Source organism: Nocardia sp. NPDC050406, from assembly GCF_044459025.1.
Taxonomy (GTDB): Bacteria; Actinomycetota; Actinomycetes; order Mycobacteriales; family Mycobacteriaceae; genus Nocardia.
The window spans coordinates 302,206-327,325 of sequence record NZ_JBITIM010000001.1 but is presented as its reverse complement, the minus strand read 5'-3'; the positions used below and the strand labels follow the sequence as shown (position 1 = coordinate 327,325).

General features: G+C 64.8%; 21 protein-coding genes and 2 pseudogenes. 13 read left to right on the top strand and 10 right to left on the bottom strand.

Annotated elements, in window-relative coordinates:
* Positions 1 to 2: 2 nt before the first annotated feature.
* Positions 3 to 1,142, bottom strand: a complete 1,140-nt coding sequence (locus ACIBH2_RS01495; protein ID WP_397112220.1) for an acyl-CoA dehydrogenase family protein — start codon at positions 1,140 to 1,142, stop codon at positions 3 to 5.
* Between the two features lie 98 nt (positions 1,143 to 1,240).
* On the opposite strand from ACIBH2_RS01495, the gene ACIBH2_RS01490 reads away from it, so the two are divergent.
* Positions 1,241 to 1,873, top strand: coding sequence for a TetR/AcrR family transcriptional regulator (locus tag ACIBH2_RS01490; protein WP_397112218.1), 633 nt, complete (start codon positions 1,241 to 1,243; stop codon positions 1,871 to 1,873).
* A gap of 25 nt (positions 1,874 to 1,898) precedes the next feature.
* Here the strand turns inward: ACIBH2_RS01490 and ACIBH2_RS01485 are convergent, their stop codons facing one another.
* The gene (locus tag ACIBH2_RS01485; RefSeq protein WP_397116755.1) at positions 1,899 to 2,534 is read right to left on the bottom strand and encodes a TetR/AcrR family transcriptional regulator; all 636 of its coding nucleotides are present in this window, start codon (positions 2,532 to 2,534) and stop codon (positions 1,899 to 1,901) included.
* 116 nt (positions 2,535 to 2,650) lie between these two features.
* Here ACIBH2_RS01485 and ACIBH2_RS01480 point away from each other — a divergent pair, with 116 nt between their 5' ends.
* Together ACIBH2_RS01480 and ACIBH2_RS01475 are read left to right on the top strand one after the other, a co-directional pair.
* Positions 2,651 to 3,514 (top strand): oxygenase MpaB family protein, encoded by an 864-nt coding sequence (locus ACIBH2_RS01480; protein WP_397112216.1) that lies wholly within the window; start codon positions 2,651 to 2,653, stop codon positions 3,512 to 3,514.
* Positions 3,515 to 3,715: 201 nt separating this feature from the next.
* Positions 3,716 to 4,279, top strand: a complete 564-nt coding sequence (locus tag ACIBH2_RS01475; RefSeq protein WP_397112214.1) for a GNAT family N-acetyltransferase — start codon at positions 3,716 to 3,718, stop codon at positions 4,277 to 4,279.
* 173 nt (positions 4,280 to 4,452) lie between these two features.
* On the opposite strand, the pseudogene ACIBH2_RS01470 reads toward ACIBH2_RS01475, so the two are convergent.
* A pseudogene (locus ACIBH2_RS01470) lies at positions 4,453 to 4,509 on the bottom strand (hypothetical protein); the annotation flags it as partial.
* Positions 4,510 to 5,592: 1,083 nt separating this feature from the next.
* Between ACIBH2_RS01470 and ACIBH2_RS01465 the strand changes: the two are divergent.
* The 4 genes and pseudogenes from ACIBH2_RS01465 to ACIBH2_RS01450 form a co-directional block, all read left to right on the top strand.
* Positions 5,593 to 6,028: pseudogene (locus ACIBH2_RS01465) on the top strand (Tn3 family transposase); the annotation flags it as partial.
* A 13-nt stretch (positions 6,029 to 6,041) separates the two neighbouring features.
* On the top strand, positions 6,042 to 6,230 hold the full coding sequence (locus ACIBH2_RS01460) for a hypothetical protein (RefSeq protein WP_397117021.1): 189 nt from the start codon (positions 6,042 to 6,044) through the stop codon (positions 6,228 to 6,230).
* 5 nt (positions 6,231 to 6,235) lie between these two features.
* A complete protein-coding gene (locus ACIBH2_RS01455) occupies positions 6,236 to 6,562 on the top strand; it encodes an FAD-dependent oxidoreductase (RefSeq protein WP_397116753.1) in 327 nt (108 codons plus the stop codon).
* Positions 6,563 to 6,730: 168 nt separating this feature from the next.
* Positions 6,731 to 7,498 carry a DUF6968 family protein gene (locus ACIBH2_RS01450; RefSeq protein ID WP_397112212.1) on the top strand — a complete coding sequence of 256 codons (768 nt, stop codon included), beginning with the start codon at positions 6,731 to 6,733 and terminating at the stop codon, positions 7,496 to 7,498.
* A gap of 216 nt (positions 7,499 to 7,714) precedes the next feature.
* Here the strand turns inward: ACIBH2_RS01450 and ACIBH2_RS01445 are convergent, their stop codons facing one another.
* Entirely contained in the window at positions 7,715 to 8,176 is a 462-nt protein-coding gene (locus ACIBH2_RS01445) for a hypothetical protein (RefSeq protein WP_397112210.1), read from the bottom strand.
* Between the two features lie 1,347 nt (positions 8,177 to 9,523).
* The gene (locus ACIBH2_RS01440; protein WP_397112208.1) at positions 9,524 to 10,984 is read right to left on the bottom strand and encodes a PucR family transcriptional regulator; all 1,461 of its coding nucleotides are present in this window, start codon (positions 10,982 to 10,984) and stop codon (positions 9,524 to 9,526) included.
* Between the two features lie 31 nt (positions 10,985 to 11,015).
* On the opposite strand from ACIBH2_RS01440, the gene ACIBH2_RS01435 reads away from it, so the two are divergent.
* From ACIBH2_RS01435 to ACIBH2_RS01415, 5 genes are all read left to right on the top strand, one after another.
* Complete coding sequence (locus tag ACIBH2_RS01435) at positions 11,016 to 11,381, top strand: hypothetical protein (RefSeq protein ID WP_397112206.1); 366 nt, start codon at positions 11,016 to 11,018, stop codon at positions 11,379 to 11,381.
* A 543-nt stretch (positions 11,382 to 11,924) separates the two neighbouring features.
* A complete protein-coding gene (locus ACIBH2_RS01430) occupies positions 11,925 to 14,252 on the top strand; it encodes an ATP-binding cassette domain-containing protein (RefSeq protein ID WP_397112204.1) in 2,328 nt (775 codons plus the stop codon).
* A 92-nt stretch (positions 14,253 to 14,344) separates the two neighbouring features.
* Positions 14,345 to 15,160 carry a VOC family protein gene (locus ACIBH2_RS01425; protein ID WP_397112202.1) on the top strand — a complete coding sequence of 272 codons (816 nt, stop codon included), beginning with the start codon at positions 14,345 to 14,347 and terminating at the stop codon, positions 15,158 to 15,160.
* Between the two features lie 106 nt (positions 15,161 to 15,266).
* Positions 15,267 to 15,911 carry a TetR/AcrR family transcriptional regulator gene (locus ACIBH2_RS01420; RefSeq protein ID WP_397112200.1) on the top strand — a complete coding sequence of 215 codons (645 nt, stop codon included), beginning with the start codon at positions 15,267 to 15,269 and terminating at the stop codon, positions 15,909 to 15,911.
* Between the two features lie 216 nt (positions 15,912 to 16,127).
* Positions 16,128 to 17,123, top strand: coding sequence for a MaoC family dehydratase N-terminal domain-containing protein (locus ACIBH2_RS01415; RefSeq protein ID WP_397112198.1), 996 nt, complete (start codon positions 16,128 to 16,130; stop codon positions 17,121 to 17,123).
* Positions 17,124 to 17,162: 39 nt separating this feature from the next.
* On the opposite strand, the gene ACIBH2_RS01410 is transcribed toward ACIBH2_RS01415, so the two are convergent.
* Complete coding sequence (locus ACIBH2_RS01410) at positions 17,163 to 18,479, bottom strand: ABC1 kinase family protein (protein WP_397112196.1); 1,317 nt, start codon at positions 18,477 to 18,479, stop codon at positions 17,163 to 17,165.
* Between the two features lie 143 nt (positions 18,480 to 18,622).
* Positions 18,623 to 19,828 (bottom strand): PucR family transcriptional regulator, encoded by a 1,206-nt coding sequence (locus ACIBH2_RS01405; protein WP_397112194.1) that lies wholly within the window; start codon positions 19,826 to 19,828, stop codon positions 18,623 to 18,625.
* 530 nt (positions 19,829 to 20,358) lie between these two features.
* Between ACIBH2_RS01405 and ACIBH2_RS01400 the strand changes: the two genes are divergently transcribed.
* The gene (locus ACIBH2_RS01400; protein ID WP_397116751.1) at positions 20,359 to 21,660 is read left to right on the top strand and encodes a lipase family protein; all 1,302 of its coding nucleotides are present in this window, start codon (positions 20,359 to 20,361) and stop codon (positions 21,658 to 21,660) included.
* Positions 21,661 to 21,792: 132 nt separating this feature from the next.
* Here ACIBH2_RS01400 and ACIBH2_RS01395 read toward each other — a convergent pair whose 3' ends face one another.
* From ACIBH2_RS01395 to ACIBH2_RS01385, 3 genes are all read right to left on the bottom strand, one after another.
* Complete coding sequence (locus tag ACIBH2_RS01395) at positions 21,793 to 22,626, bottom strand: SDR family oxidoreductase (RefSeq protein WP_397112192.1); 834 nt, start codon at positions 22,624 to 22,626, stop codon at positions 21,793 to 21,795.
* Between the two features lie 83 nt (positions 22,627 to 22,709).
* Positions 22,710 to 23,144 (bottom strand): VOC family protein, encoded by a 435-nt coding sequence (locus ACIBH2_RS01390; protein ID WP_397112190.1) that lies wholly within the window; start codon positions 23,142 to 23,144, stop codon positions 22,710 to 22,712.
* Positions 23,145 to 23,179: 35 nt separating this feature from the next.
* Positions 23,180 to 25,102 carry a S9 family peptidase gene (locus ACIBH2_RS01385; protein ID WP_397112188.1) on the bottom strand — a complete coding sequence of 641 codons (1,923 nt, stop codon included), beginning with the start codon at positions 25,100 to 25,102 and terminating at the stop codon, positions 23,180 to 23,182.
* Positions 25,103 to 25,120 lie beyond the last annotated feature (18 nt).

Below are 25,120 nucleotides of genomic sequence, written 5' to 3'. Positions count from 1 at the left end.
GATCACAATCCCAGGGTCTTGGCGATGATGTCTTTCTGGATTTCACTGGTGCCGCCGACGATGGTGCCGACGATGGTGTGTCGCAGCAGCTCCTCCATGCCCGCCTCCTGCGTGTAACCCATGCCGCCCATCATCTGAACGCCTTCCAGCGCGGCGTTTTTGGCGAGTTCGGTGGCCTTGAGCTTGACCATGGAGGCTTCGCGCGGCAGCAGCTTCTCGGGGTTCTCGTCGACGCGCTGGGCGACGTCGTGCACCAGCAGCCGGGTCGCCTCGAGTTCGGTAGCCAGCTCGGCCAGCCGCTGCGACAGCGCTTGGAAGGAGCCGATCGGACGGCCGAACTGCGTGCGCTGCGTGACATAGGCGAGTGTGTCGTCGAAGGCGCGCCGAGCCTGGCCGAGAGCGAGCGCGCCGATGATGACGCGTTCGATGTTCAACCCCGCGATCAGTTGCGACCAGCCCTGCCCCTCGGTACCGACGACCCGATCCTCGGGGACGAGGGCGTCGGTGAAGTACACATCGTTGACCTCCGCGCCCAGGGTCTGGATCGGGCGGATCGTGAGGCCGGGTGTGTCGGTGGGCACCGACAGCATGGTGAGGCCCTGATGCTTGTCTCCGGTCTCGGAGGTGCGGCACACCAGCAGAATGTGTTCGGCGATGTGCGCGTTGGAGATCCATGTCTTCTGCCCGTTGATCCGGTAGCCGCTCTCGACCTTGTCCGCCTTGCAGGTCAGGGATGCGACATCGGATCCCGAACCCGGTTCCGACATGGCGATGGCGGTCGGCACACCGGCGCAGACCTTACCCAGCACCTCGTATTTCATCGGCTCTGGCGCGAACTTCAGGTAGCTGTGCGCCACGATCAGCGTGACCGGGAAGCTGCTCAGCGGGACTCGGCCGTAGGCGAGCTCCTCGACGAACAAGCACGCCTCGAACAGGCCACCACCCGACCCGCCGTATTGCTCGGGAATGGACAGGCCGAGGAAGCCGAGTTCCCCGAGCTGCGCGGCGATCCGAAAACTGTTGAGCTGCTCGCCATTGCCGGTCAGCGACTGTCGCTGCTCGCGTGTTCCGCATTCCCGCGCGGCGAAATCACGCACGGTACTGACGAGACTGCGCTGCTCATCGGTGAGTTGGAGGCTCACGGGCCATCCTTCCGCAGTTGATCCCAAAATTACATTCACTACTGAATGCAATATACGTTCAGCGTAGCATGTATTTACGATCCGTCTAGACTGCAATCATGTCGGCTCCCGAGCTCCCCCCGAACAAGCACCAGGAACGCAGCCTGCGCACCCGCGCCCTACTGCTGGACGCCACCATCGAGAGCCTGTACGAGGTCGGCTACGCCAATGCCTCCACCGCCGACATCTCGGGCCGCGCGGGCGTCACCCGTGGCGCGTTCCTGCACCACTTCCACACGCGGACAGAACTTTTCGCGCAAGCCATCGAACATCTGGCGATACGGCAGCGTGAGGCCATGCGCGCTGCGGTCGACCGCGTATCGAACAGCACTCCCCCCGCCGAGATCTTGGTGACACTGATCGCCGCCACCTTCGCGGGCGAGTTGGGCAGCGCTTCGGTCGAACTGTTCGTCGCCATCCGCAACGACGACGAGTTGCGCCACCACATGCTGCGCGTGCAGCATGCCCTGACCCGGGAGGTGCTGACCGTCGTCAGCGAACTCATCGGCTCCGATGCGTCACCCACTCACGTCGAAAACGCCTTCTGGATGACGATCAACCTGGTCCGCGGCACCATCGTCGATGAGATGCTGGGCCGGGATCCCGAGCGGCGCAAGGCGATTCTGGCCGAATGGCAACGCCTAGCGGCGGTCGCGCTTAGCCCGGAACCACTCCCGACCGAGCGAGATTAGCCAGGACTCCGGGCCTAACGCACCCTCACAGACCCTGGGCATAGACATGCTCGACGAGCACAACCATCAGGTCAGCGGAACGGTCGATCAGTTCGTCCCGGGTCACCTCCAGCCCACCGTCCAGCCACAGAGTGACGGCCTCCATGAGCCCGCCGAATGCGTGCACCTCCACGAAGCGAAGAGCCTCGGTCATCCGCTGGGAGCGCACCACGCCGAAATGCTCGTCGAGCTGCACCCTGACCACGTTCGCCAGGAAGTCGATGACCTCACGACGGCGCTGATTCACCACCGCAACGGCCGGTGCCTCGATAAGCGCCACGCGAGCCTTGCGCGGGTCGTCGGTCAGATATTCGATCGCAGCCCCCACCGCCGCGCGCATCTTGCTCCGCAGATCCCGCTCCGATGCCAGCAGCGCGGCGGCGACCAGAGCGGCGAGTTCCTCGAGCATGCGGTCGATCAAGGCCGAGAAGAGATCCTCACGGCTGTCGAAGCTCTCGGCGAAGTAGCGGTCGTTCAGCCCGGTGGCACGGGAGAGGCCGAGCACGGACAGGGACGAGAAACCCTGGGTACCAATAGTTTCCAGAGCAGCATCGAGTAGTGCGGCACGCCGCTGCTCTTTCCGCTGCTGAGCGGAAACACCGCCATACGCGCGCTTGGACATCACGACTCGATTCTGGCCGACGGCTTGCCCAGATTCAATTTCTGGTGGATCATTCCACCAGAACTCTTTCGCATCGGCCAGCCATCAGCCGAGTCTCAATGAGGAGAAGAAGAGCCATGACCACAGCTACTTCGCGTGGCCCCACGCCCGCCCCCGTCCCCCCGCCCACTGTCGTCGCCCGGAACGCGATGACCGGTTTACCGACCCTGGTCGGAGCCGCTGCGGCGAACATCATCATGCAGCTGTCGTTCCCGACTACCGCCTACGGCGTCTACGAGAGCAAGGTCGAGAGCGGCGACGGGCGGAAACACCCCGTGAAACGCCTGCGCACCACCCTGACCTACATGGCAGTCGCGATGATCGGCACCGATGATGACCGACAGCGGTATCGCACCGCGGTCAACGGCGCGCACCGGTATGTGCGCTCAGACGAGGACAGCCCAGTGAAGTACAACGCCTTCGACCCGGAATTGCAGCTGTGGATCACCGCGTGTCTGTACGTCTACTTCCGGGACATGAACGCACTCCTGTACGGCCCCCCGGACGACGTCACGGCGGACGCGCTGTACCAGGAAGCCATGCGCATCGGCACGACCTTGCAGATGCGTCCGGACATGTGGCCGACCGACCGCGCGGCCTTCGAGGAATACTGGACCGCCATGCTCGGCCGGATCGAAGCCGACGACACCATCCGCGCGTACATGCGTGACGTGCTGTTGGGTCTGGGCCCATTGCCCTGGCCTGTGCGGACCGTGCTGGCTCCAGCAAATCGGTTCCTTGCGCGCGGCTACCTGTACCCGGAGTTCCGAGAAATGCTGGGGCTGCCGTGGACCGACCGCGACCAACGCAGATTCGAGCAGACACTCCGCGCCGTCGGACGTGTCTTCGCCGCCGCACCCGAGTCGATCCGTCTATTCCCCTACAACGTTTGCCTGTGGGACATGCGCCGCCGGGCCAGGCAGGGCAAACCACTGATCTGACCGACGCGTGCCCACACCAGGACGATCGCGGTGAACAACCTCGCGCAGCCGGGCCAAGCGGTACGGGTGCCGTGGCGGCCCTGAATGTTGGCCGGGGTCAAGGCACATCTTTGAAAAATCCGGCGCCCAGCAGTTACCGCAGATAGCGGTTGCGAGCCGGATCGAGTCAGCGGCTGGGTCACCTTCGTGTGGGGTGGCAAGTTGGCCAAGACGTTCAGTATCCGGCTGATCGCGCTCCAGGGCTCGACGCCGAAGCCCAACGGAGAAAGGGTGGATGACGTGGACAATCTGCTCATACGTACTGGACTCACGACCGATGGCCCGGCTCTGGCTGAGATCTACCGGAGTACTTGGTCACCCATCACCGAGATCAGCCCGTGCCCGGTGCCCGGCGAACCGTTCTTTCATGAAGCAAGCCGACCGGAGGACTACCTTGTCGCCGAGCTCGGCAGCAGTGTCGTCGGTTATCTTCGCCTGGTGCAGCCGATCCCCGTGGAAAGCTGCGCACACGTCCGGCAAATACAGGGATTGGCCGTTGAGGAATCAGCCCGCTACCGCGGAATCGGCACCGCACTGGTCAACGCCGCCATCGTCGAAACACGCCAGCAAGGCGCATCACGAATCACGCTGCGCGTCCTATCCACCAACGAAACAGCCCACCGTCTCTATGCCAGAACAGGCTTCATTCTCGAGGGCACGCTGCACGACGAGTTCCTGCTGGCGGGCAAATACGTGGATGACCATCTCCTGGCGCGAAAAGCCTGAGAAACCTCAACTGGGTTTTCAGTCGTCTGGGGCATCCAGATCGCGTAGCGGGCGATGAGCGCCGAGGTCGGGCAGGTGGAAAGCGTGGTGGCCGTCAATCCCGATGTGACCGCGGATGACGCCGACAATCGGGCGGCGTCATCCTCGCGCACCGGATAGTCCTGTGCGCGAAGCTGTTCCAGGGCGCGGTCGCTGTAGACGGTGTTCCACAACGCGAGACAGTTGAGCACCAGCACTCCGGAGCCAGCGAATCTCGCTGGCAAACATAAGGTTTGGCAACGCGATGGCTGTGCTGTTCCCACCGATCAGCACCGGCGCGCACAGGCCAAATCCAGGTGATCCAAAACACTCTCCGACCACATCAATTGCCAAGGGAATGCCGAAATGGTGTTGTGGCTTAACGGGCTGCGCATCACGGGCCCCGGCCCGCTGCCCTCGCTTCAATACGAGTGACCGTTGCGGTCGAAATCCGAACCGCCATGAAGGAGTCGATCATGCGCCGCCTTTTGAAGTTCTCCCTTTCGCCCCGGACCAATTCCCATGTCATACCGTGCCCCGGGATTCGCGATCGGACGAGATCCACTCTATGTCCTCGTTCAAAATCGACAGCTTGAGCGAAAGCGTCCGGTCGGCTGACCTGCTCGAGTGGGCTCTTCGCCTCAAGGGGGATTCATCGCGGGAAGTATGCGGAGATTCGGCGGTCTGCCCGGTGCGATCGCGGCCAAGGTTACCCGATTTTGCTCAATCACCCTCTTCAGCAGGCGGGACCGGGACAGACGACGACGTTGCGGCGAGACGCGTTGTCGGGCAGATGGTTAGGGCGTGGGAGCGCGCGGCCCGCGCTCGCACCGTGCCTCGTATTTCCTGACGCGCGGGGGCGGTGTCGTACGGATGTGGACGGCTGGCCCTCTCGGTGTGTCGGGTTGCGCGTGCGATCCCGAATGCGCTGTCGGTGTCCACCAGCGAGGATCAGCGGCAGCGGGAACAGACTGCTGCACAAGGCATCTCGCAACGGAAGATCACCTCCTTGCTAAGCATGTCTTTTCGAGTCTCTGCCCCTCGCGGGCCGGGCACGAGGCAGGCGTCCGGATAGCGAGTTACCGACTCGTCGCCGCATCCCCGATCAAGGTTCCGGCAGTCGCTCGGCATGCACGATGTACAGGTTACTGACGTCTCAAGTCAGGGCGACGTAGAGACGTTGCAGGCCACGGCTTTCCGCCTGCACGATATGGTCCGGTTCTGCGACAATCACGCTGTCGAAGCCTTGAATATGCCGAAGACCCCGACTCGACGTCCCCGTAAGGGGCCCGAACCACGTCACCGACCAGCACCCACCTGCGGAACCGAGGTCATCGTCGCTACCAAACGCGAAGCGCCCTACGTGCTCGACGAAATCCTCGGCAATGCAACCGATCTGGCGCTCACCGAACATGCCACGGATACCCAGGGCGTCACCCTCGCATCCCTACTGAGCGGCAAGCTGTCCGCGTCTGGGCGGCAGGACGCCTCGCTGCGGCGCTTAAGGAATACGGGGCACTGCGCTGAACGATCTACGCCGCGAAGTACCTGTCCGACCCGAACTATCGACGCAAGATCTCCCGCCAACTCAATAAGGGCGAATCTCTGCACGCCCTGCGGCGCGACCTGCTCTACGCCCACGAAGGCATGATCCGCGCCCGCCATCTGGAGGCCCAGACCGAACTGGCTTGGTATCTGACCGTGGCGACCAACGCTGTGATCGCCTGCACCGGGATTATCGAGAATGTCTGAGATCGTTGTCATCGGAGGCGGTTTCGCTGGTGTGTGGAGCGCCGCGGCGGCCGCTCAGGTCCGCCGCGCGGTCAGTGCCGATCTGAAGATCACGCTGGTCGCGCCCAATACGGACCTAGTGCTGCGGCCCCGCCTGTACGAACAGGGTCCGGGACGTGCCAAGGTCGCGCTCGTGTCCTAGAGCCGATCGGGGTTGACCATCTGCCCGCTACCGTCTCCCCCATCGACACCGACGGACAGCAGGTGATCACCGACGACGGCCGCACCCGCGGCTACGACCGGTTGATCCTGGCTGCCGGAAGCCAACTGGTTCGCCCTGATCTGCCCGGTGCGGAGCGGCTGTTCGACATCGACACCCTCGCCGCCGCCGAGCGGCTCGACGCCCACCTGCGCGACCGGCCCGACTTCCACGCCATCGTGGTCGGCGCGGGTTTCACCGGCCTCGCAACGCGCACTCGTAGGTCGGGCATACCCATTTCCACAGCGTATAACCTCACGTGCCCGGCGAAATAGGTTGTACCGCAGATCATTTCAGAGATCTGGCACGCGTTGTCGGTCACCGACGGCAGAATTTGCGGCGGGGATGGCGCGCTAAGGGGATGATGGGTGGGTTTGCTCGGGCGCGGTCGGGTATCCCGAAAACCTACCGGCGGGAACGATTCTCGCGTAGTGGTGAGTGTCATGCAAGGCCCAGTAATCGCCTCGCGGCTGACCGACGCCGGCGAGGAGGTGCGCATCGAGGTCTACGCGCCGGTGGCGACCGAGCGGGGTGCCGGGTGCGCGTTCCGCATCGACGAACACGCCTTCGTCAGCGACGGCGATGACACTGTGGCCGCGTTGTATACCGCGCTGACGCGTATCGGGGAGCTGCTCGCCGAGGCCAACCGCGACGCCGCGCGCGCCCGGTTCGCGATCCCGGCCGAGTTGGGGTTCCCTAACCCCGCCCCCGAGGACGCCGCGGCCACACCCGCGCCCAGCGCACAGGAGAAGCTCGCGGATGAGGAAGTCGTGGCAGAGCGCGTCTTCGCCGTCGATGCTCAGCAACACCACATCCGGCTCGGTCGTCCGTTCTCCGGCCCCGAGGGGCAGTACACATTGTGTCCATTTCAGGTTGATGACCATCGGAACGGCTTCCGGTCGGTCGGCGGTCAGCTCACAGACCAAGCCCACTACAAGCACACTGCCTGGAACAACAGGGCAAGCAGTGGCCAGAGGGACAACGGCCAATTCCCAATGGCACGCCGCGCGCCGCAGCTACCCTGCGCGCGACGGCCGCGACGATGCTCGCCACTGCGGCGAGGATCGGTATCGCCACCGCACCCAACAGCAGAGCGTCTGTGGCGGAGTGGAATTCGGCCTCCTCCGCAGCGCAGCGATCAGGTTGCCCACACGATGACGAGGAAAATGTGCCGGACCACGCCAACGTCATCAGTAACCAGTACCCGTTGACCAGCGCGAAGGCACCGACGCCGACCCACGGCAAGGCGGGCGACGCGCGACCGGCGGTCCGACCCTTGCGCTCTTCATACATATTTCGAGGGCGAAGGACCGCCAGGACCATCGACAACGGCACCGATAGTGGGGAGGACAAAAGGTGCATACAACGGACCTCGCTCTGCGGACGCCGGGCAAGGCTCGTACTCGACCTTGACGTTGCTATCCGCCCTACTCATCGATGCAGGGGCCTTTGGCCGTCACCCCGAATTTGACGCCATCGGGAGATGCACCGGCATAGCGGCCGACCGCGATCGAGAACCCCCGCTCGTCCTCGTAGGAGCGATTCACGGGATCGTCGCCGGGAACCGCGTCGGGTCTGCGGGAGAAGCCGTGGGCGGTCATCGCTTCCAGGTTGGCGAGAGTCTTGTCAATGAATTCCTGCGACGGGTTGTACACGTCCTCGCTCATGATGGCAGCCCAAGGAGGCCCTTCCGACATTCCCGCTGCGTTCGTGCCGCACCCTGGGCCGCGACTGGTAGTCACTGTCGGCCGCACTGGCCAGACGGCCGTAAAGTTCTCGACGACGACCCGCTCCGCGTCGTCGTAGGTCAGGTCGACGGACGGGGTTGGTTTGTCGTTGGTGCACGCGGCAATCAATGCCAGGGTTGCGACAGCGAAAAGTATCCTCATCGGACCTCGATATTCGAGCCGGGCAGGGAACTGCCTTCGGTGGTTTGCGGGTTGCCGTATGGATTAATCTTGTCGACGCAGGGAAGCCAGTGGCCCCTTTCGCTTCCGACCCGAGGAACCGCTGGCGCGGTGACGCGGAGAAAGATTCCGTCAGGGTCCTCGCTAGTCGTCGCGTCAGGTTTGTGCTGAACCAGGCGGGATTCGGACTGCGGCGCGGCCATACCCGAGATTTGATCCATGCTCATCCGTCCATCCTCACCGGCCGCTTCCGCTTCCGGATAGAAACTCCGCATGTCATCACCACGTGAATCCGAGTATCGCTTCCATAAGTAGCCAAAGGGTTGCTGGCCAGAAAAACTCCCCGGCGTGTCGATCTACGACACGCCGGGGAGGGCAGCCAGGGCACGACTTGAAGGGGTACCTTTCCTGCTCGTTCGTACCCACAACCGCCCTGGACCGACTACCGAGATCCACTCGATGCCAACCGAGCCCAGGCCGAACCTTCGCGGGATGTCACGGGAACCGAACTCCACGATTGCGTGCCACTTTGGATCCGGATATCCGGGAACCCCCAGGAGAACAAGGGCGTGGCCGGGAACACCGAGCGACCACCAAACCCCTTACGCCCCAGACGGTTAAGGCGCGCAAAGCAACCGTCACTCGAGAGGCATTGGAGACTTCAATGCATCTCCCAATAGAGCTGAAACGACCCCCGATAAGCATCGGGTTCCGGCACGTCACCCTACCGTTGACGCAGTGACGTTTCAGTCTGAGTGCTGATGCGGTCAGGATGTCGTGCTCCAGGCTCCCCGATCGACCACGTCGGCAGCCGGTGGACCTTGGCGCAAGGAGGACTTTCCGGCGAAATGGCTGACACGTTAGCGACAGGCCAGCATCGCTGAAATCCGTTCCAGAACAAAGTATTTCATGATTCGTTGTTGCCGAGCCCAGAGGTTTCCGAAACACTACCGGTCGGTAACGAGGCGTGATGTTCTGAACTCGTTCCGATTTCGGAATGCGTCACATTGCACAACAACCAGAGGAATTCGTATGACCTCGAGAATTGTTCGCTCGTCTACTGTCGCCGCTCTCGTACTCGCGGCCGGTGCGCTGAGCGTGGGTACCGCCACCGCGTCCGCCCCCGCCGCATCCCCGGTATCGGGTTCTGCGGGTGGCGGTTCGGTGGAGGTGTGCACCGGTATTCCAGTCGGCCCGGTGGAACTCAGCTTCTGCCTGTAGCGGGTGAATAGCCGGAGCGAAACTCTCGGGGGATGCGCGGTCTCGACGGATTTCGCTCCGGTTCACCGCGCTCGGATATAAGAGACAGCCGAGCCCAACACATGATTTCTATTGCTGATCGGCGTTCTCGGAGGGGTAATTCGTTTTCGGTGCGCGGTAGGTACGGGCGACGAGCGCGGCGCGCAAATTCCACAGGCCACTGGGTTGCAGCGGATCGAGCCCGGTCAGTCTGGCGATGCGTTTGAGTCGATAGTCGACCGTGTTCGTGTGGACGTGCAGGCTCCGCGCCGTCTGCTGGCGATCGAGATTGGTGCTGATATGGCGCTCGAGCGTGGCGAGCAGATACGGGTGCTGATCGAGCGGATCCAGCAGTGAGCCGAGTGTTTCGCGGGCCGGGCCTGGGCGCGTCAGCTGATATTCGAGTGCGAGGTCGTCGAAGTGATACAGCCCGGGCTGACACTGCAGCCGCTGCACGATATCCAGGACCTCGTGCGCGCGCTCGGCCGCGGCGGGAACGTCGGTGGCGGGGGAATCGACGACCGTCGCACGGACCGGAACCTGAGCGTTTCTCGCCAGGACCGCGATGAACTCTCCGAGTCCGCCGTCGGCGATCGACGAGGTCGGGATCAGCAGTGTCCCGCCCTTGACACTGAGCAGCGACAGCGCCGTTCCCCCACATCCATCGGCGACCGCGGCTTGTACGCGACGCAGCTTGCGCCGGGCGGCGATGGCGCTGTCGAGCGCCGGATTGAGCTCGTCTGGATGAGCCGGAACGGCAAGGGCGACAACATGATAGGTATCCGCGACCTCGATGCCGGATTCGCGGGCCATCACCGACGTGGGGTGGCCAGCCAGTAGCGCGGAGGTGAGCGTGTGGACCGCGGTGTGGTGCTCGCCTACGACAGCGCGCAATTCCTTGACGTAGGCCAGCGACGCGGTGACGTTGATCGTATCGAGAACCTCCAGCAGTTTGCGTGAGACGCCCTTCAGGCTGTCGAAGTCCTCGGGAGTGGCCCGATCGATGATCAGGTCGAAGCCGAGTTTGAAGCCTTCGTGGAGCGCGTGCTGGATGGTGTCGATCGGAATTCCCTCGCGAGCCCAATTCGTCGCCGCGTCTTCCACTTTGGCGATCTTGTCCGGGGAGTCCTCACCGTCGATCATGCTGATCGCCAGTTCGAGGCAGGCCCGCGTGACCTTCGTGATGTCGCCCCGCACCGCGTCGCCGGGCAGCGTTCGGCAGGTGAAGATCGTGTCGACGAAATGGCCGACCATGGTGCGCGCCAAGGCTCGAACGTCCTTGAGCGGAGAGGTGGCCGGGCGACCCGACACCGTGAGATTCGCATGCGCGGTACTCGTACCTGTCATCTGCCGACTCCCTTCGAACAGTCGCAGCTGCGGCGTGTCAGAGGCTAACTCGCGGGTCGTCGACACAGACATCAGCCGCAGTGTTCTGTTACCGAGGCAAGAGCCTCGCGCGAAAGCTTGTGAGCGGTCACAGGAGCGCGGTGCTAGATCGACATCACGCCATGAGTACGCCGTGTTGGCCGACGTGGTCTGCCGTACCGTCATCGGGGTGCGTCGGCGACGGAAGGAATGGTAAATGCGCTCACAGCCCGCTGACGAGGAACCCGCGAATTCGCACCGGACCGGCCCTCGCCCGGAGCGCGTATCGCCCGCCGAGGCCCGCGAAAGAGCCACCCTAGTATGGGGATTCCTCGCCGCGCTGTCGGTGGTGCAGGCCGCGGAAGCCGCCGGAGTGTCGACTCTCGACTCCTTCGAGCGTGCCGCAGTGCACTGTCAACGTTCCGGGATTCCGGCCGACGCCGTACGCGCCGAGATCGAACGCGGACTCGCGGAGGGGCTGGGCGGTTCGGAACTGCTCACCGGCACCGGCACGACCATGGGATTCCTGGAACCCCTCAAGGACCTACTCGGCAAATCCATCGACCGAATCTACCGAGCCTGATCACTGCTGACATCACGAAATATGCTGCGTCTCAAAGGAACAGCCGGACCGTTGTGGTGGGACTCAGAGACGCTGCGATGAGTAGCCCCCAACGAGATCGAAGCAATATCGTGAACTCACCTGCCGAGCGATGCGGCAGGAGGCGAACACAGGTTCCAGTCATGCCACCAATGGGCGAGTCCTGCCAAACTACCCCCACGTCCGGCGGACAGACTGCACTGCCAGTGAGTCGGAGCCGCCGGGATGCCCTGAAACTCCATTCCCACGCGGCATCGACTCACTGGCGGTGGCCGTGGAAGACCTGTGGGTCGTAGCTGCGGAGCAGTTCCGTTCGGGACTCCAAGTCGCCTGTCTCACCTTGATGGCGGGAGGGACCTAGCGGCACCCCCGATGATTCCCCGATGCGTCACGCATATAGGTCACTGATTGACCTATTGGGCTTCTACCGTCGGCACGGAGGCAAGCGAAAGGAGACCGAACCATGCGGTTCGCTACTGGGCTGCTGCGTGACTACGACTGGACGCAGATCGGAGTCGAGATCGTATGAGCACCGACACGGGCACCGGGACGAATCCCACGAGGGACGCTGAGCGGGATCCGAGGAGGTGGATCGTCATCGACGGCGCGCGCGAGCACAATCTGCGATCGGTGTCGGTGGCGATCCCCAAGGACGCGATCACGGTGTTCACCGGAGTGTCCGGGTCGGGTAAGTCGTCGCTGGTGTTCTCCACCGTCGCGGTGGAGTCCCAGCGTCAGCTCAACGAGACGTTCCCGACCTTCGTGCGAAACCGGTTGCCGCGGTACGAGAAACCGCAGGTCGATCGCATCGAGGGAGTGAGCACGGCGGTGGTGGTGGACCAGAAGCCGATCGGCGGCAGCGCCCGCTCCACGGTCGGCACCGCGACCGACATCTACTCGATCATTCGGGTGCTGTTCTCCCGGGCCGGTGAGCCCTCGGCGGGGATGGCGACGGCGTACTCGTTCAATACTCCGGAGGGCGCGTGTCCGCGATGTGACGGGCTGGGGCGCACGACCACGGTCGATCTGGACGCGATGATCGACAGGACCAAATCGCTCAACGAAGGCGCGCTGCGGTTTCCGCTCTTCGCGCCCGGCATGGTGCAGTGGCAGATGTTCGCCTCGTCCGGCCTTTTCGAACTGGACAAGCCGGTGGGGAGCTACAGCGAGACCGAATGGCGCAACCTCGTCTACGGTCCGGACGGTGGAATGCCACTCGAAATGCCGGGTCCGTGGACCAGCTACGAGGGCCTGCTCGACAAATTTCAGCGACTGTATCTGAATCGGGACCTGTCGAGTTTATCGGCTCGGACGCGAAAAGCCGTGCAGCAGTTCACCACACAGGCAGCGTGCCCGCTGTGTCACGGGGCGCGGCTGAACCAGGCGGCACTGGCGACCAAGCTCGACGGTTACACCATCGACGACTACGCGAACATGGAGGTCGTCGAGCTCGTCGAGGTCCTGGGCAGGATAGATCACCCGCTCGGCGTGCAACTGGCCGCGCAGGCCATCGCGGGGCTGCAACGCCTGGACGACATCGGGTTGGGGTATCTGCATCTGGGGCGGGAGACAACCACCCTCTCCGGTGGTGAGGCGCAGCGGTTGAAGATGGTGCGGTTCCTGGGCTCGTCGTTGACGGGAATGACTTACATCTTCGACGAACCCAGCGTCGGGCTGCACCCGCGCGATGTGGGCCGGATGAACGGACTGCTGACACAACTGCGGGACAAGGGCAACACCGTGCTCGTGGTCGAGCACGACCGCGACGTCATCACTGTCGCCGACCACGTCATCGACATGGGCCCGGCGGCAGGGGTGCACGGCGGCGAAGTGGTGTTCCAGGGCACCGTCGCCGACCTGCGCGCCGCTGACACCGCGACCGGGTTGGCGCTGCGTCGCCGCAGCGCGATCAAAACCGAATTCCGCACGCCCACCGGCTGTCTGAAGGTCGTCGGCGCGAATCTGCACAATCTGTGTGACGTGAGCGTGAACATCCCGACCGGCGTGCTCACGGTCTTCACCGGCGTTGCCGGGTCGGGCAAGTCGACGCTGGTGAGCGAGGTGTTCGCCGCGCAGCATCCGGAGGCGATCATCGTGGACCAAGCGGGTCTGGGCAGCTCCACCCGCTCCACGCCGGTCAGTCACCTCGGTGTCATGGACGCCATTCGTAAGGCCTTCGCCGCGGCGAATTCCGTTGACGCCGGGCTGTTCTCGTTCAACAGCACCGGCGCGTGTCGGACCTGTGGCGGACGCGGGGAGGTGACCGCCGACATGGCGTTCATGGATCCGGTCACCACGATCTGCGAGCGCTGCCACGGCGACCGCTACGACCCCGACGTACTCGGTTACACCCTGGGCGGCAAATCCATCGTCGAGGTGCTCGCCCTGACCGCCGAGGAGGCCGTCGACTTCTTCACCGACCGCTCCACGCGCCGCAAGATCGTTTCCCTGGTCGAGGTCGGTCTCGGCTACCTCACGCTGGGGCAACCGCTGTCGAGCCTCTCCGGGGGTGAACGCCAGCGGCTGAAACTGGCTGGAGAACTCGGCAGATCCGGCGGGCTCTACATTCTCGACGAACCCACCACAGGCCTGCACATGTCCGATATCGACATCCTGCTGAGGCTGTTGGACCGGCTCGTCGACGCGGGCAATACGGTCCTGGTCATCGAACACGACCTCGATGTCATCGAGCACGCCGACCACATCATCGACCTCGGCCCCGACGGCGGCCGCCACGGCGGGCGAGTCGTCTTCGAGGGAACGCCCGCCCAGCTGCTCGACGCGCGGAACTCCTACACCGCGCGGTACGTGCGCCGTGACCTCGATCGCACCGCAGCATCCAGCATTCAATAGGACGTTTTTCGTCCTATTTGGTTCCTACGGTGGTGGCGTTCGCGCGGAATCGAGACAAGCCGCTATCGAGAAGGAGAAACATCATGGGTTTCATGGATCCTGGCAACGTCGTCTGGTTCGAGATCGCCACCAGTGATGCCGAACCGGTTCAGAAGTTCTATTCCGAACTCCTGGACTGGACCTACGAGATCGACCCCGATTCATCCATCAACGGCATCCGCTATATCCGGATCATCGCACCGAAGGCGCCTTTCCCCATGGGCGCGATCCGGGAAGCACCCGACCAGCCGACCACGATGAACATGTCGATCATCTCCGAAGACGTGCCCACCGACACCGAGCGACTGGCGAAACTCGGTGCAACCGTCCAGATTCCGCCCACGCAGGTCGCTGACGTCACCTGGTTCGCGGTGCTCACCGACCCCAGGGGCAACGCCTTTTCGTTGTTCTCCCAATCCAAGTCCGAGCGTTTCGCCGAGCGTATGGAGCAGGGCGGCAAGGCCATGAGCGAGGCCGCCTACGCGCCGACGCCGGGCGCGATGGGCTGGTTCGAGATCGGCACCACCGACGCGGTGACCACCCAGGACTTCTACCGGCAAGCGTTCGGCTGGAAGTTCGAACTCGACGACTCCGCTGGCGGCAAGCCCTACTACAACATTTTCACCACCAACGAATGGCCCTCGGGCGGAATGTACGACCACGGCACAGGTGGCACCGACTACCTGATGCCCAGCTTCCTCGCCGCCGACGTCCCCGCGGTGACCACCCAGGGCGAAAGGCTCGGCGCCACCATCGAAGTCGCGCCGGAGCCGAATCCGGACGGCTTGGTCTTCGCCCGGCTGCTCGATCCGGACGGCAACCGGTTCGGACTGTTCTCACTGCCCGACTCGATGAATGCGGGAAACTGATGCTCGACGCCAAATGAGGCCGCACGGATCCGGAGCATCGTGCCCCCGGGCGATCGTCGATCCTTTACAGTGAGCGACGCTCGGTTTCTGGATACAGAGGGGTGCGATGCCGCCTAAGGCTGTCAGGCAGCGCCGTCGTCCGACGCAAGAACGCGCCAAGGCGACGCGGGAACATATCTTGGAGACGGCGGCGCGGCTGTTCGGGGAGCGGGGGATCGCCAATACGTCGACGAATCGGATCGCGGCCGAGGCGGGGGTGAGTATCGGTACGGTGTATCGGTACTTCGAGGATCGATCGGTGATGGTCGACGAGTTGTTGGGGCGGCTGCTCACGGATGCGGAGCAGAGGTTCACCGAATGGGTGTCGACCCTGTCGCAGCAACCCTTTCCGCGGCTGCGGGATTCGATGCGGGAGGTGATCGTCGATCTCCTCGAGGTGTTCGCCGACGCGTTGGTCACCAATGCGAAGCTGGTGCGCGCGCTGGTCGAGGGCGTGCAGTTCTACAGCAGCGGTATTCCGGAGTTCGAACCGCGCCTGCGGCTGTTGGTCAAGGTGGTGTTGATCCAATTCTTCGGTCCTGGAAACGATCACAAGTACGACACCATGACGTTCGTGTTCATCAACACCGGCTTCGCGGCGGTGCTGCGGGCCTCGGCCCTCGAGATGGACGGTGACGCACGGCGGGAGGCGATCACCATGACGGCGTCGATGATCGCCAACTGGCTCGAGGCCGAGGCGCGCGCGGCCTGACGAAGCGGCTGCCGGACGGACAATGACAGCGCACTGAATTCTGTATTTCGTCACCAATTCCGTTCGGGCACACGGTGATAGATGACAGACGATTTGTTCGTCACAACTCCGCGCCCGGATCTCGGTGAAATTTCCAGGATTTCGCCAGGAATTGCTTTACCGAGGTCCAGAACGTCGAATCTATAGCGGCACACCAGGTTCGAATGGAAGGCGACCATGACCAGCACGACACATGCCGCAGCCGAACAAGCCATGGCTCTGGTGGGCCACCACTACCGATGCCGGGAACCATTCGTGGTCGAACGCCGTCACATTCACGAGTTCGCGCGTGCCGTACAGGCTTTCAATCCGGCGCATTGGGACGAACGGGCCGCCAGGCACCTGGGTTACGAGGCGATCGTCGCGCCGCCGACCTTCGCGGCTCTGGTGTGGCACAAGGCGCGTCGCGAAATTCTGGAGCATCTCATAACCGGCTACCACATCGACCGTGTCGTGCACGTCGACCAAACTCTGGAAATAGGTCGGCCGCTACTCGCGGGTGATGTGCTGACCTGTGATGTCTATTTCGAATCCTTTCGGCATTTTCATTCTTTCGACGTCATCACCGTGACGGCCGTACTCACAGACCAACACGGGTTACCCGTCCAGACCGGCTCCACCGCGGTTCTCGCGCATACCGGCGCGCACACGCGCGACAAGGACCATAGGCACTGCGCCCCTACCGATCTGATCGCGGCGGACGACACCCGGTTCGCCGTGGTTCGGCGGCCGCGTCGACCGCGCACCGGCGTGAATTTCGATCGGCTGGCCGTGAATACCGAGTTGCGCGCCACGAACGTGAACCTGACCGCTCGTGATCTCATGAATTTCGCTCGCGTAGTGGGCGACACACCCACGACGGCGACCGACCGACTGGCCGCGCGCCCCCCACTCGTCGCACCCGGTCTGCTGGTACTGGCGCTGACGGCCGAATACGTCACCTCTTGGTGCAAGGATCCGGGCGCGGTGACGAAATATCACGCGGAGTTCGCCAACCAGGTGCATTACCTCATGGTCCCGCAGGCCGGGGGCACGGACATCGAGTTCCACGGCAGAATCACCGAACTCGATCACCTCCAGCGCACCGCGACCGTCTCGGTCAGCGCGAAGTCGCAGGGGCGCAAGCTATTCGGTTACGCGAGTGCCACAGTGCAGTTCGCCAGACCACTGTGACGGCTACTGATCGGCCCCGAACGGTGTTGGGACGCAGCCTTATTGCCCGCTGACCCACTGCGCGATGGCTTCTCCGATTTCGGTGGTGGGCGGCTCCTGGTAGAGCCACTCCCGCGCGATGCGGTGCCAATTGTTCGTGGCCGCCAACTGTCCGAGCGTCGCGAAGGTCCACAGGTCAGCGCGGCGGGAGAAGACGTGCTCGGGAGGCAGCAGTTGCTGGCGCAGACCGCGAAACTGCGCGACCCTCGGGTCGATCGCTTGCACGACCGCCGCGGTGGCCCGCTCGGGTGTGACCGTGAACCGTCCGTCGAGCAGGTGCCAACCGGCGGCCGCCCACACGTAATCGACGCATTCCTGCGGTGTCACCTTCGCATCCGGTGCGATGATGCCGCGCCCGCGCCACTGATCGTAGAGATCCTGGGCGCGGTCCTCACCGGCGGCCCGCAAGGCCGCACGTTCGAAATGCACTGCGGCGGGATCCATTTGCTTGTAGAGACCGAAATCGACGAAGGCCACGCGGCCATCGGCGGCGAGCAGAACATTGCCCGGATGCGGGTCACCGCAGAATTCGTGGTCGGTGAAGATCGAACTGATGTAGAAGCGGTAGATCACCTCCCCGATCCGGTCGCGCTCGACGTCGGGAAGGGCTCTGATCTGCGCGAACGACATACCGTCGACGAACTCGGTGACCAGGACGTGGTGCGTGCAGTATTCGAGGACGCTGTCCGGGACCAGAATGAACGGATGATCGCGGTAGCGTTCGGCGAGACGATGTTGAGTCCGCGCTTCCCGCAGATAATCGAGCTCGCTGTTGATATTTCGCGCGACCTCGTCGATGACCTCGGTGTCGGCCGCCGACGGCAGCACGGATTTCCACAGCTTGCTGAAGAACGCCAGATTTCGCATATCGGCGGCGACGGCGTCGTCCACACCGGGATACTTCACCTTCACCGCGACCGTGCGGCCGTCATGCAATCGGGCCCGGTACACCTGTCCGATGGACGCGGCCGCGACCGGGCGCTCGTCGAAGTCGGCGAAGACGCGATGCAGCGGACCCAGATCATCCTCGAGCACCTGTCGCATGGCGGCGAACGACACCACCGGGGCACGGTCCTGTAGTTCGGTGAGCTTCTCGCGGAACATTTCCCGATGCGATTGCGGGACCAGATCGAGGTCGAGTACGGACAGCATCTGCCCGAGTTTCATTGCCGCGCCCTTCATTCCGCCGAGCACGGTGACCAACTGTTGCGCGGCCTGCAGGGCGGAGCGCTCCGCGAGAATCGCGCGCGCCCGGTCGGGCCGTCCGATCATCGCCAGTCGCGCGCCGATCCCGCGGGCGGTGCGCTCCGCGGCCAACTAGCCGATCCGGCCGCCGCGCGCGAGCCGACTGGCGGGTATTCGGTCACTCATCGCTTACCTCCCACGAACCTGAAGAGCGGCAACACTAGTCCGGCTGCGAATCGACCGCAGCGCCGAATTCGACGGCCGGTGCGCCGATTTCACGCCGAGACCTTTGGTCGCGGGCCGGGGCGTGCCTGAGACCGGTCGGCCTCGGGACCCGTCGCGGCCGGGGAGCGATCGCTGAAAGTTCGGGCGATCATGGCCGACCGAAGTTTGCACAGGCCGGAGGCCGTGGTCGGATCCAGGCCGGTCAACTGGCCGATGCGCCGCAGCCGATAGTCGACCGTATTGGCGTGGATGTGCAGTGCGCGCGCGGTGCGCCGACGATTGAGGTTGGTGCCGATATGGCATTGCAGTGTTTCGAGCAGTTCGGGGTGGGCGTCCAGCGGCTCCAGCATCGATCCGAGGAACTCGCGGCCGGGGCCGGGGCGGGTCAGCTGGTATTCGAGCGCGAGTTCGGTGAAGCGGTACAGCTTGGGCGGTGCCTGCAAGCGCTCGACCATATCCAGCAGTTCGTGGGCGCGCTCCGCCGCCGCGGGCACCTCCGCCACCGGGGCGGTGACCGCGCCGACAGTGACCGCCACCCCCGCCGCTTCCGACAGCGAGGCCACCAGGTGATCGAGGTCGTCGTCGCTCGATGTCGTTGTCGGCAAGAGGATCGTCCCGCCACCGACGCTGAGCAATGCGAGTACGTCCGCTCCGCAGTGCGCGACGAGCTCGTTGCGCAGATTGTCGAGTCTGCGCCGCAGGGCACCCACATCGCGCAGCGTGCTCCGCTCGTCGGTGTGGTTCGGAATCGTCAGGGCGAGAACGATGTACTCCGGGGCGATCGCTATCCCGTACTCGCGTGCCATCGTCGAAGTGGGGAGACCGCTCAACAGGGTGGCGGCGAGCCGCTGAGCGCCCGGGTGCTGTTCACCGGCGACGACTCGCCGTTCACCGAAGTAGGCCTTGGTCACGGCCACGCTCATCATGTCCAGCCGCGCGACCATTACTTTCATCGCGGCGACGAGCCCGCCCGTCTCGACCGCGGCCGTCTTCGACACCAGACGATCGAGGCAGAGTTCGAAGCCCTGGTGGATCGTGTGCAGGACGGTGTCGACCGGCACCCCGGTCCGCGCCCAGCCCGCCGCCGCCGTGGCGATCTGCTCGACCTCCGTGGGTTGGGGGCCATCGAGTACACCGACCGCCAGCTCCAGGCATTCCCGCACCACCGCGGCGGCGGACTTCGGGGGGTCCGCCGGGCCGGGCCAACGCCGTTCGGCCGCCGCCAGACCTGCTGATTTCGTCTTATCGGTTGTCATTGTCGACGCCCTTCTTCGATCGCTGTGTCTCAGCGCGGCTGTCCCGTGTGATCGGGCGACAGCGTGCGGTTCCGTGCGCTGAGCCAGGCGAATTCGCCGCGATACTTGCCAGCGATCGAACTCTAAAGTGATCGATTGCTCACCTTCTACTCCTCTTTGTCCATTGACCCACCGGCTCGATGACGGGTGGTGTGAGCTGGTCGTTCTCGTGCACAACGGACAGGCTCGGAGCCGCCGAGTGACGCCATTACGGCAACAACACTCACCTTCGGTCGCGGCGGCGCACCATCCGCGACTCCGCGCGCGAACAGCGCCGCGCGTTATCCGTTGTGAGGCAACACAATCAGCAGGCGAACGCCTTCGATCCGCCCGAACGTGGACCTACCGTGAGGGAGATGCCCCGTGCCGAGCAATGGGAGGATGCGCGGATGTCTGTGCCACGCAGGGTTGGTTCGTTGGTCGGCGCGGCGCGACCGTGGGCGACGTTGACAGGTCTGTTGGACCGATGGGACCGCGCCGAGCCGGTACTCATGTTGCCCAGCCAGGATGCGTTCGGAGTGGCGCCGGAAGGGTTGGACGCGGTCGCGCCGGGGACGGTACTGCGCAGCCGTCGCGTGAATGTCGCGATGTTCGGTGTTGTGCGGCAACAGGTTTCCGCATGGCAGCTGCTGTATCGCAGCACCGACATGGACGGGCGGCCGGAGGTCGCGGTGACCACCGTGCTCGTCGCCGGTGACGCCGACCCGCGACTGCCGCGCCCACTGCTGGCGTTCCAGTCGGCCATCGACGCCGTGACCGAATGTTGCGCTCCGTCCTACGCGTTGTGCCACGGCGCACGCGCGCTGGGGTCGATCACGCAGTTGGAGTGGTTGCTCATGATTGTGCCCGCGCTGCGGCGCGGATGGGCCGTCAGCGTCGCCGATCACGGTGGCCCGCAAGGCAATTTCGGTGCGCCCAGAGAACCCGGCTACCGGGCTCTCGACGGCATCCGCGCCGCGTTGGCGTTCCGGCCGCTCGGGCTAACACCGGATGCGCCGGTTGTGCTGTGGGGGTACTCCGGTGGCGGCATGGCCAGCTCATGGGCCGTCGAGATGGCACCCGGGTACGCTCCCGAACTCGACATCGTCGGCGCGGTACTCGGTTCGCCCGTGGGTGATCCCGGAGAAGTGTTCCTGCGACTCAACGGCGGACTGTTCGCGGGCTTCCCCGCCATGGTGATCGCCGCCCTGCGGCGGCTCTATCCGGTACTCGACCGCCTGACGCGCGATCACTTGGCCGAGACCGGACTCCCGCTGCTGGCCCGAGCCGAACAGCTCCCCCCACTGCGCACGCTCATGCACCTGGCCAACCACAACCTCGACGATCACCTCACCCGCCCCCTCGCCCAACTGTGGGCCGACCCGGAACTCCTCGTCCTCCTCGAGGATCTGCGCTTGGGCAACAACATCCCAACCTGTCCGCTGCTCGTCGTACAACCGATGTACGACCAGGTCATCCACCGTGCAGCGGTCGACGGCCAGGTCGCCCGCTACGACCGCGGCGGCGCCGAGGTGACCTACATCCGCGACCGCCTCAGCGAACACTTCACCCTCCTCGCACTGGCCACTCCCCTCAGCCTCAACTGGCTGGAAGCACGCATCGCGGGAAACCCACAGCACCAGACCGGATCCCACACCGTCTGGTCCATCGCCCTCCACCGCGCGAGCCTGCGCGGCTACCTCGACATGGCCGTCGGCATCGCACGCGCCGCCCTGAGCTGGCCCCTGCGCAGCTCACCTCCCCCACCGATACCCGCGGTGCGGCGCGGCCCGATGCCGCGCGCCGCGGGCTAGATGGTCGACGTCCGTGTACTCAACGGACGCCCACCGGTCCACGCGCTCGAGGCGATCACACGTGACGCATTGACCGAGAAGGTTGCCGAGCGCCTCGCGGATTCGCTGTGCCGCTAGCGATCCGGGGCACGGTCACCGGAACGCGTCGATGTTCTCCGCCGCCCAGTCGGCGAAGGTCCTGGCCGGGGAACCGGTGATGTGCGAAATCGTGTCGCGCACCCGTCGCAGCTCGTCATTGATATCGCCGCCGGTGACGTCGAGGACGGCGTCGGCGGCGTCCTCGCCGAAGACCTCGACCATGGCCGGGCGCGCTTGGGCGGGAGTGATCTCGATGAGGTCGATGTCCCGGCGCAGCAGGCTCGCGATGGTGTCGATCTGCTGGCGAGCGCTGATCGGGGCCGGGCCGGTCAGGGCGTATCGCTGCCCGCGGTGACCGGGTTCGGTCAGTGCGACGCGTGCCACCGACGCGATGTCGGCGGGGTGCACGGTGGGCAGTTCGGTGTCGGCGTAGGGCAGCCGAACCGGTTGGCGCGCTTGGATTGTCGAGGCCCACATGAGCGCGTTGGAGGCGAACTGGGTGGGGCGCAGGGTGGTCCAGTCCATACCGCTGGCCTCGAGGAGTTTCTCGACGGACGCGTTCTCGGCGGCGGGGCCGAGGTGCGGGTGGGTGTGCACGGTGATCGACGAGACCAGGACGACGTGCTCGACTCCGGCGGCCCGGGCGGCGTCGAGGATCTCGCCATCCGTGCCGAGGCGCGGCACGAGGAATAGCGCGCGTACGCCGTCCAATACTGTTGGCAGTGCGGGGATATCGGATAGGTCGCCTGCGACGGCCTCGACACCGGCGGGGAACCCGGCTCCCGAGATATCGCGAGTGAGCGCCCTGACCGGCTCACTCCCGTACGCGCGCAACTCCTCGAGCAGTGAGCGTCCGATATTCCCCGTGGCTCCCGTTACCAGAATCATGTGCCGTCCTTCCGCGCGCGATGATCAACTCGCGCTCACGCTAAAACCTGAAGTCGCCTCGAGGTCAAGCGCCGCGGTCGACGTCAGTCGAGGCAGAATTCATTGCCTTCGACGTCCTGCATCACCAAGCACGACTCGTTGAAGCCGTCGGCGCGCAGGAGGTGCAGACGGGTCGCGCCGAGGGCGACCAGGCGGGCGCATTCGGCCTCGAGCGCGGCGACGCGTTCCTCGCCGACGAGTCCGGTGCCGACGCGCACGTCGAGGTGTACGCGGTTCTTGACGACCTTGCCTTCGGGTACGCGCTGGAAGTACATGCGCGGGCCCACGCCCGTCGGGTCCATGCAGACGAAGGCCGAGCCTTGCCGCTCCGGCGGCAGTGACCGATCGAATTCGCCCCAGTCGGCGAAGCCCTCGGGCGGCGGCGGGACGACATAGCCGAGCACCTCGCACCAGAAGCGCGCCACGCGTTCGGGTTCCGCGCAATCGAACGTGATCTGGATCTGTTTGACCGCTGCCATCGGTCCACCATAGAACCGAATGCGTTGTGCCCGTGCTATGTCGGGTCGCCGGTGTCGCGGCCGCCGAGATGCTCGGCGAAGAGGCGTTCGATGGCCCGGTGCAGCTGGATCTGGTTCTCGGGGTTGTCGAAGCCGTGTCCCTCGTCGGCGGCCACGAGGTACTCGACCGGGACGCCGCGAGCGCGCAGCGAGGCGACGATATTGTCGGATTCCTCCTGGACGACGCGAACATCGTTGGCGCCCTGGGCAACCAGGAGCGGGGTGCGAATGCGGTCGACCATGGTGATGGGCGAGCGGGCGAGCATCTCGGCTTCCTGGGCCGGGTCCTCCGGGTCGCCCACGTAGCGGTACCAGTTGTTGATCATGGAGGGCCGGAGGAACGCTGGCAGGGTACGCATGAAGTTCGCCAGGTCCGAGATTCCGACATAGTCCACCGCCGCGGCAAAGCGATCGGGTGTGACCGTGATGCCGAGCAGGGCCGCGTAGCCGCCGTAGGAGCCACCCGCGATGCCGACACGCTCCGGATCGGCGTGGCCCTGTGCGACCGCCCAGTCGACGGCGTCGAGGAGATCGTTCTGCATCTTTCCGGCGAATTCGCCTATGGCGCTGGTGATGTGGCGTTTACCGTAGCCCGAGGAGCCGCGGAAGTTGACCTGTAGCACCGCGTAGCCGCGATTGGCCAGGAACTGCACCGTCGAGTTGTAGGTCCACCAGTCGTGGAACCACGGCCCGCCGTGCACCAGCAGTACCAGCGGCGGTTTCTCGGGAGCGCCGACCGGCAGGGTCAGAAACGCGGGCAGCGGCAATCCGTCCCGCGCCGGGAAGTGAACTGCCGTCATGGGAGCCAGGTTCGCGGAGTCCAGCCGAGGATGCGCGCGAAACAGCAGGCGGCTCTCACCGGTGTCGTGATCGTAGAACCACGTGACCCCCGGTTCGCGGTCGCCGACGAACGTCGCCACCCACCGCCGCTCCGATTCGTCGGAGGACAGCTCCGACAACACACCCTCGGACAGCGTGGACAGTACGGCGTACACCTGCGCGAAATGCGGGTCCAGCACCTCGATTACGGGCCGGTCGCCGACGAAACGCGCGGCGATGACCTCCCCGGTGCGCGCGCTCCGGAACAGGCTCGCGGGCAGGCCCGGGATCAAACCCACGGTGCACAGGCTGTGCTCCTCGACGGCGGCGACGACTGTTTCCCTCCCGGTCTCCCGGTCGATACGCACCAGCCGCAGATCGTCGCAGTCCTGGTACGCGCCGACGAGCAGGCCCTGTCCGTCCGGTGTCACCACCGCGGGGATCACCCCCAGCGGATGCTCCGAGCCGCCCAGGCGGCGCAGCAGTCGTTTGTCGCCGGTCTCGGGGTCGATCGCGTAGATCTCGTGGGTGCCGTCCTCGGCCTGCGACACGAAGAACGCCGCCTTGCCGCGTCGATCCACCAGCGATGTGTCGGTTGGTTCGGGCCGCTCCAGATGCGGCGTCGTCTCGCCGGTGGCCAGGTCGATGCGAAACAGGTCGATGTACATCGGTCTGCGGTTCATCCACACGTACACGGCTCCGGGATCCGCCGTGACCGGCTCGATGCCGATGACGCGCGACCCCGGCGGCAGGGGTGTCAGATCGACCGCGGGCTCGTCCGGCGCGGTCAGATCGACCCGGTACAGATGCCAGTCCTCGTTCCCGTCGATGTCCTGCTGATACAGCAGCCAGCGCGGATCGTCGGTCCAGTGGTAGGTCTTGATGCCGCGCCGCGCGTCGCGGGTGACGCACACCGCGTCCTCGTGCTCGTCGTCGATCGCCCGTACCCACACGTTCGTCCGCCCGAATCTCGGTGCCAGATAAGCGATTCGCGTGCCGTCCGGCGAAATCGTCGCCGCCGCGAACTCCGGATCGGCGAAGAATTCCGCGATGTCGATCGTTGCGGCCGCGGATTCCGCGCGACTCGATAGCTCCGTCATTCGTACGCCCTTCACATC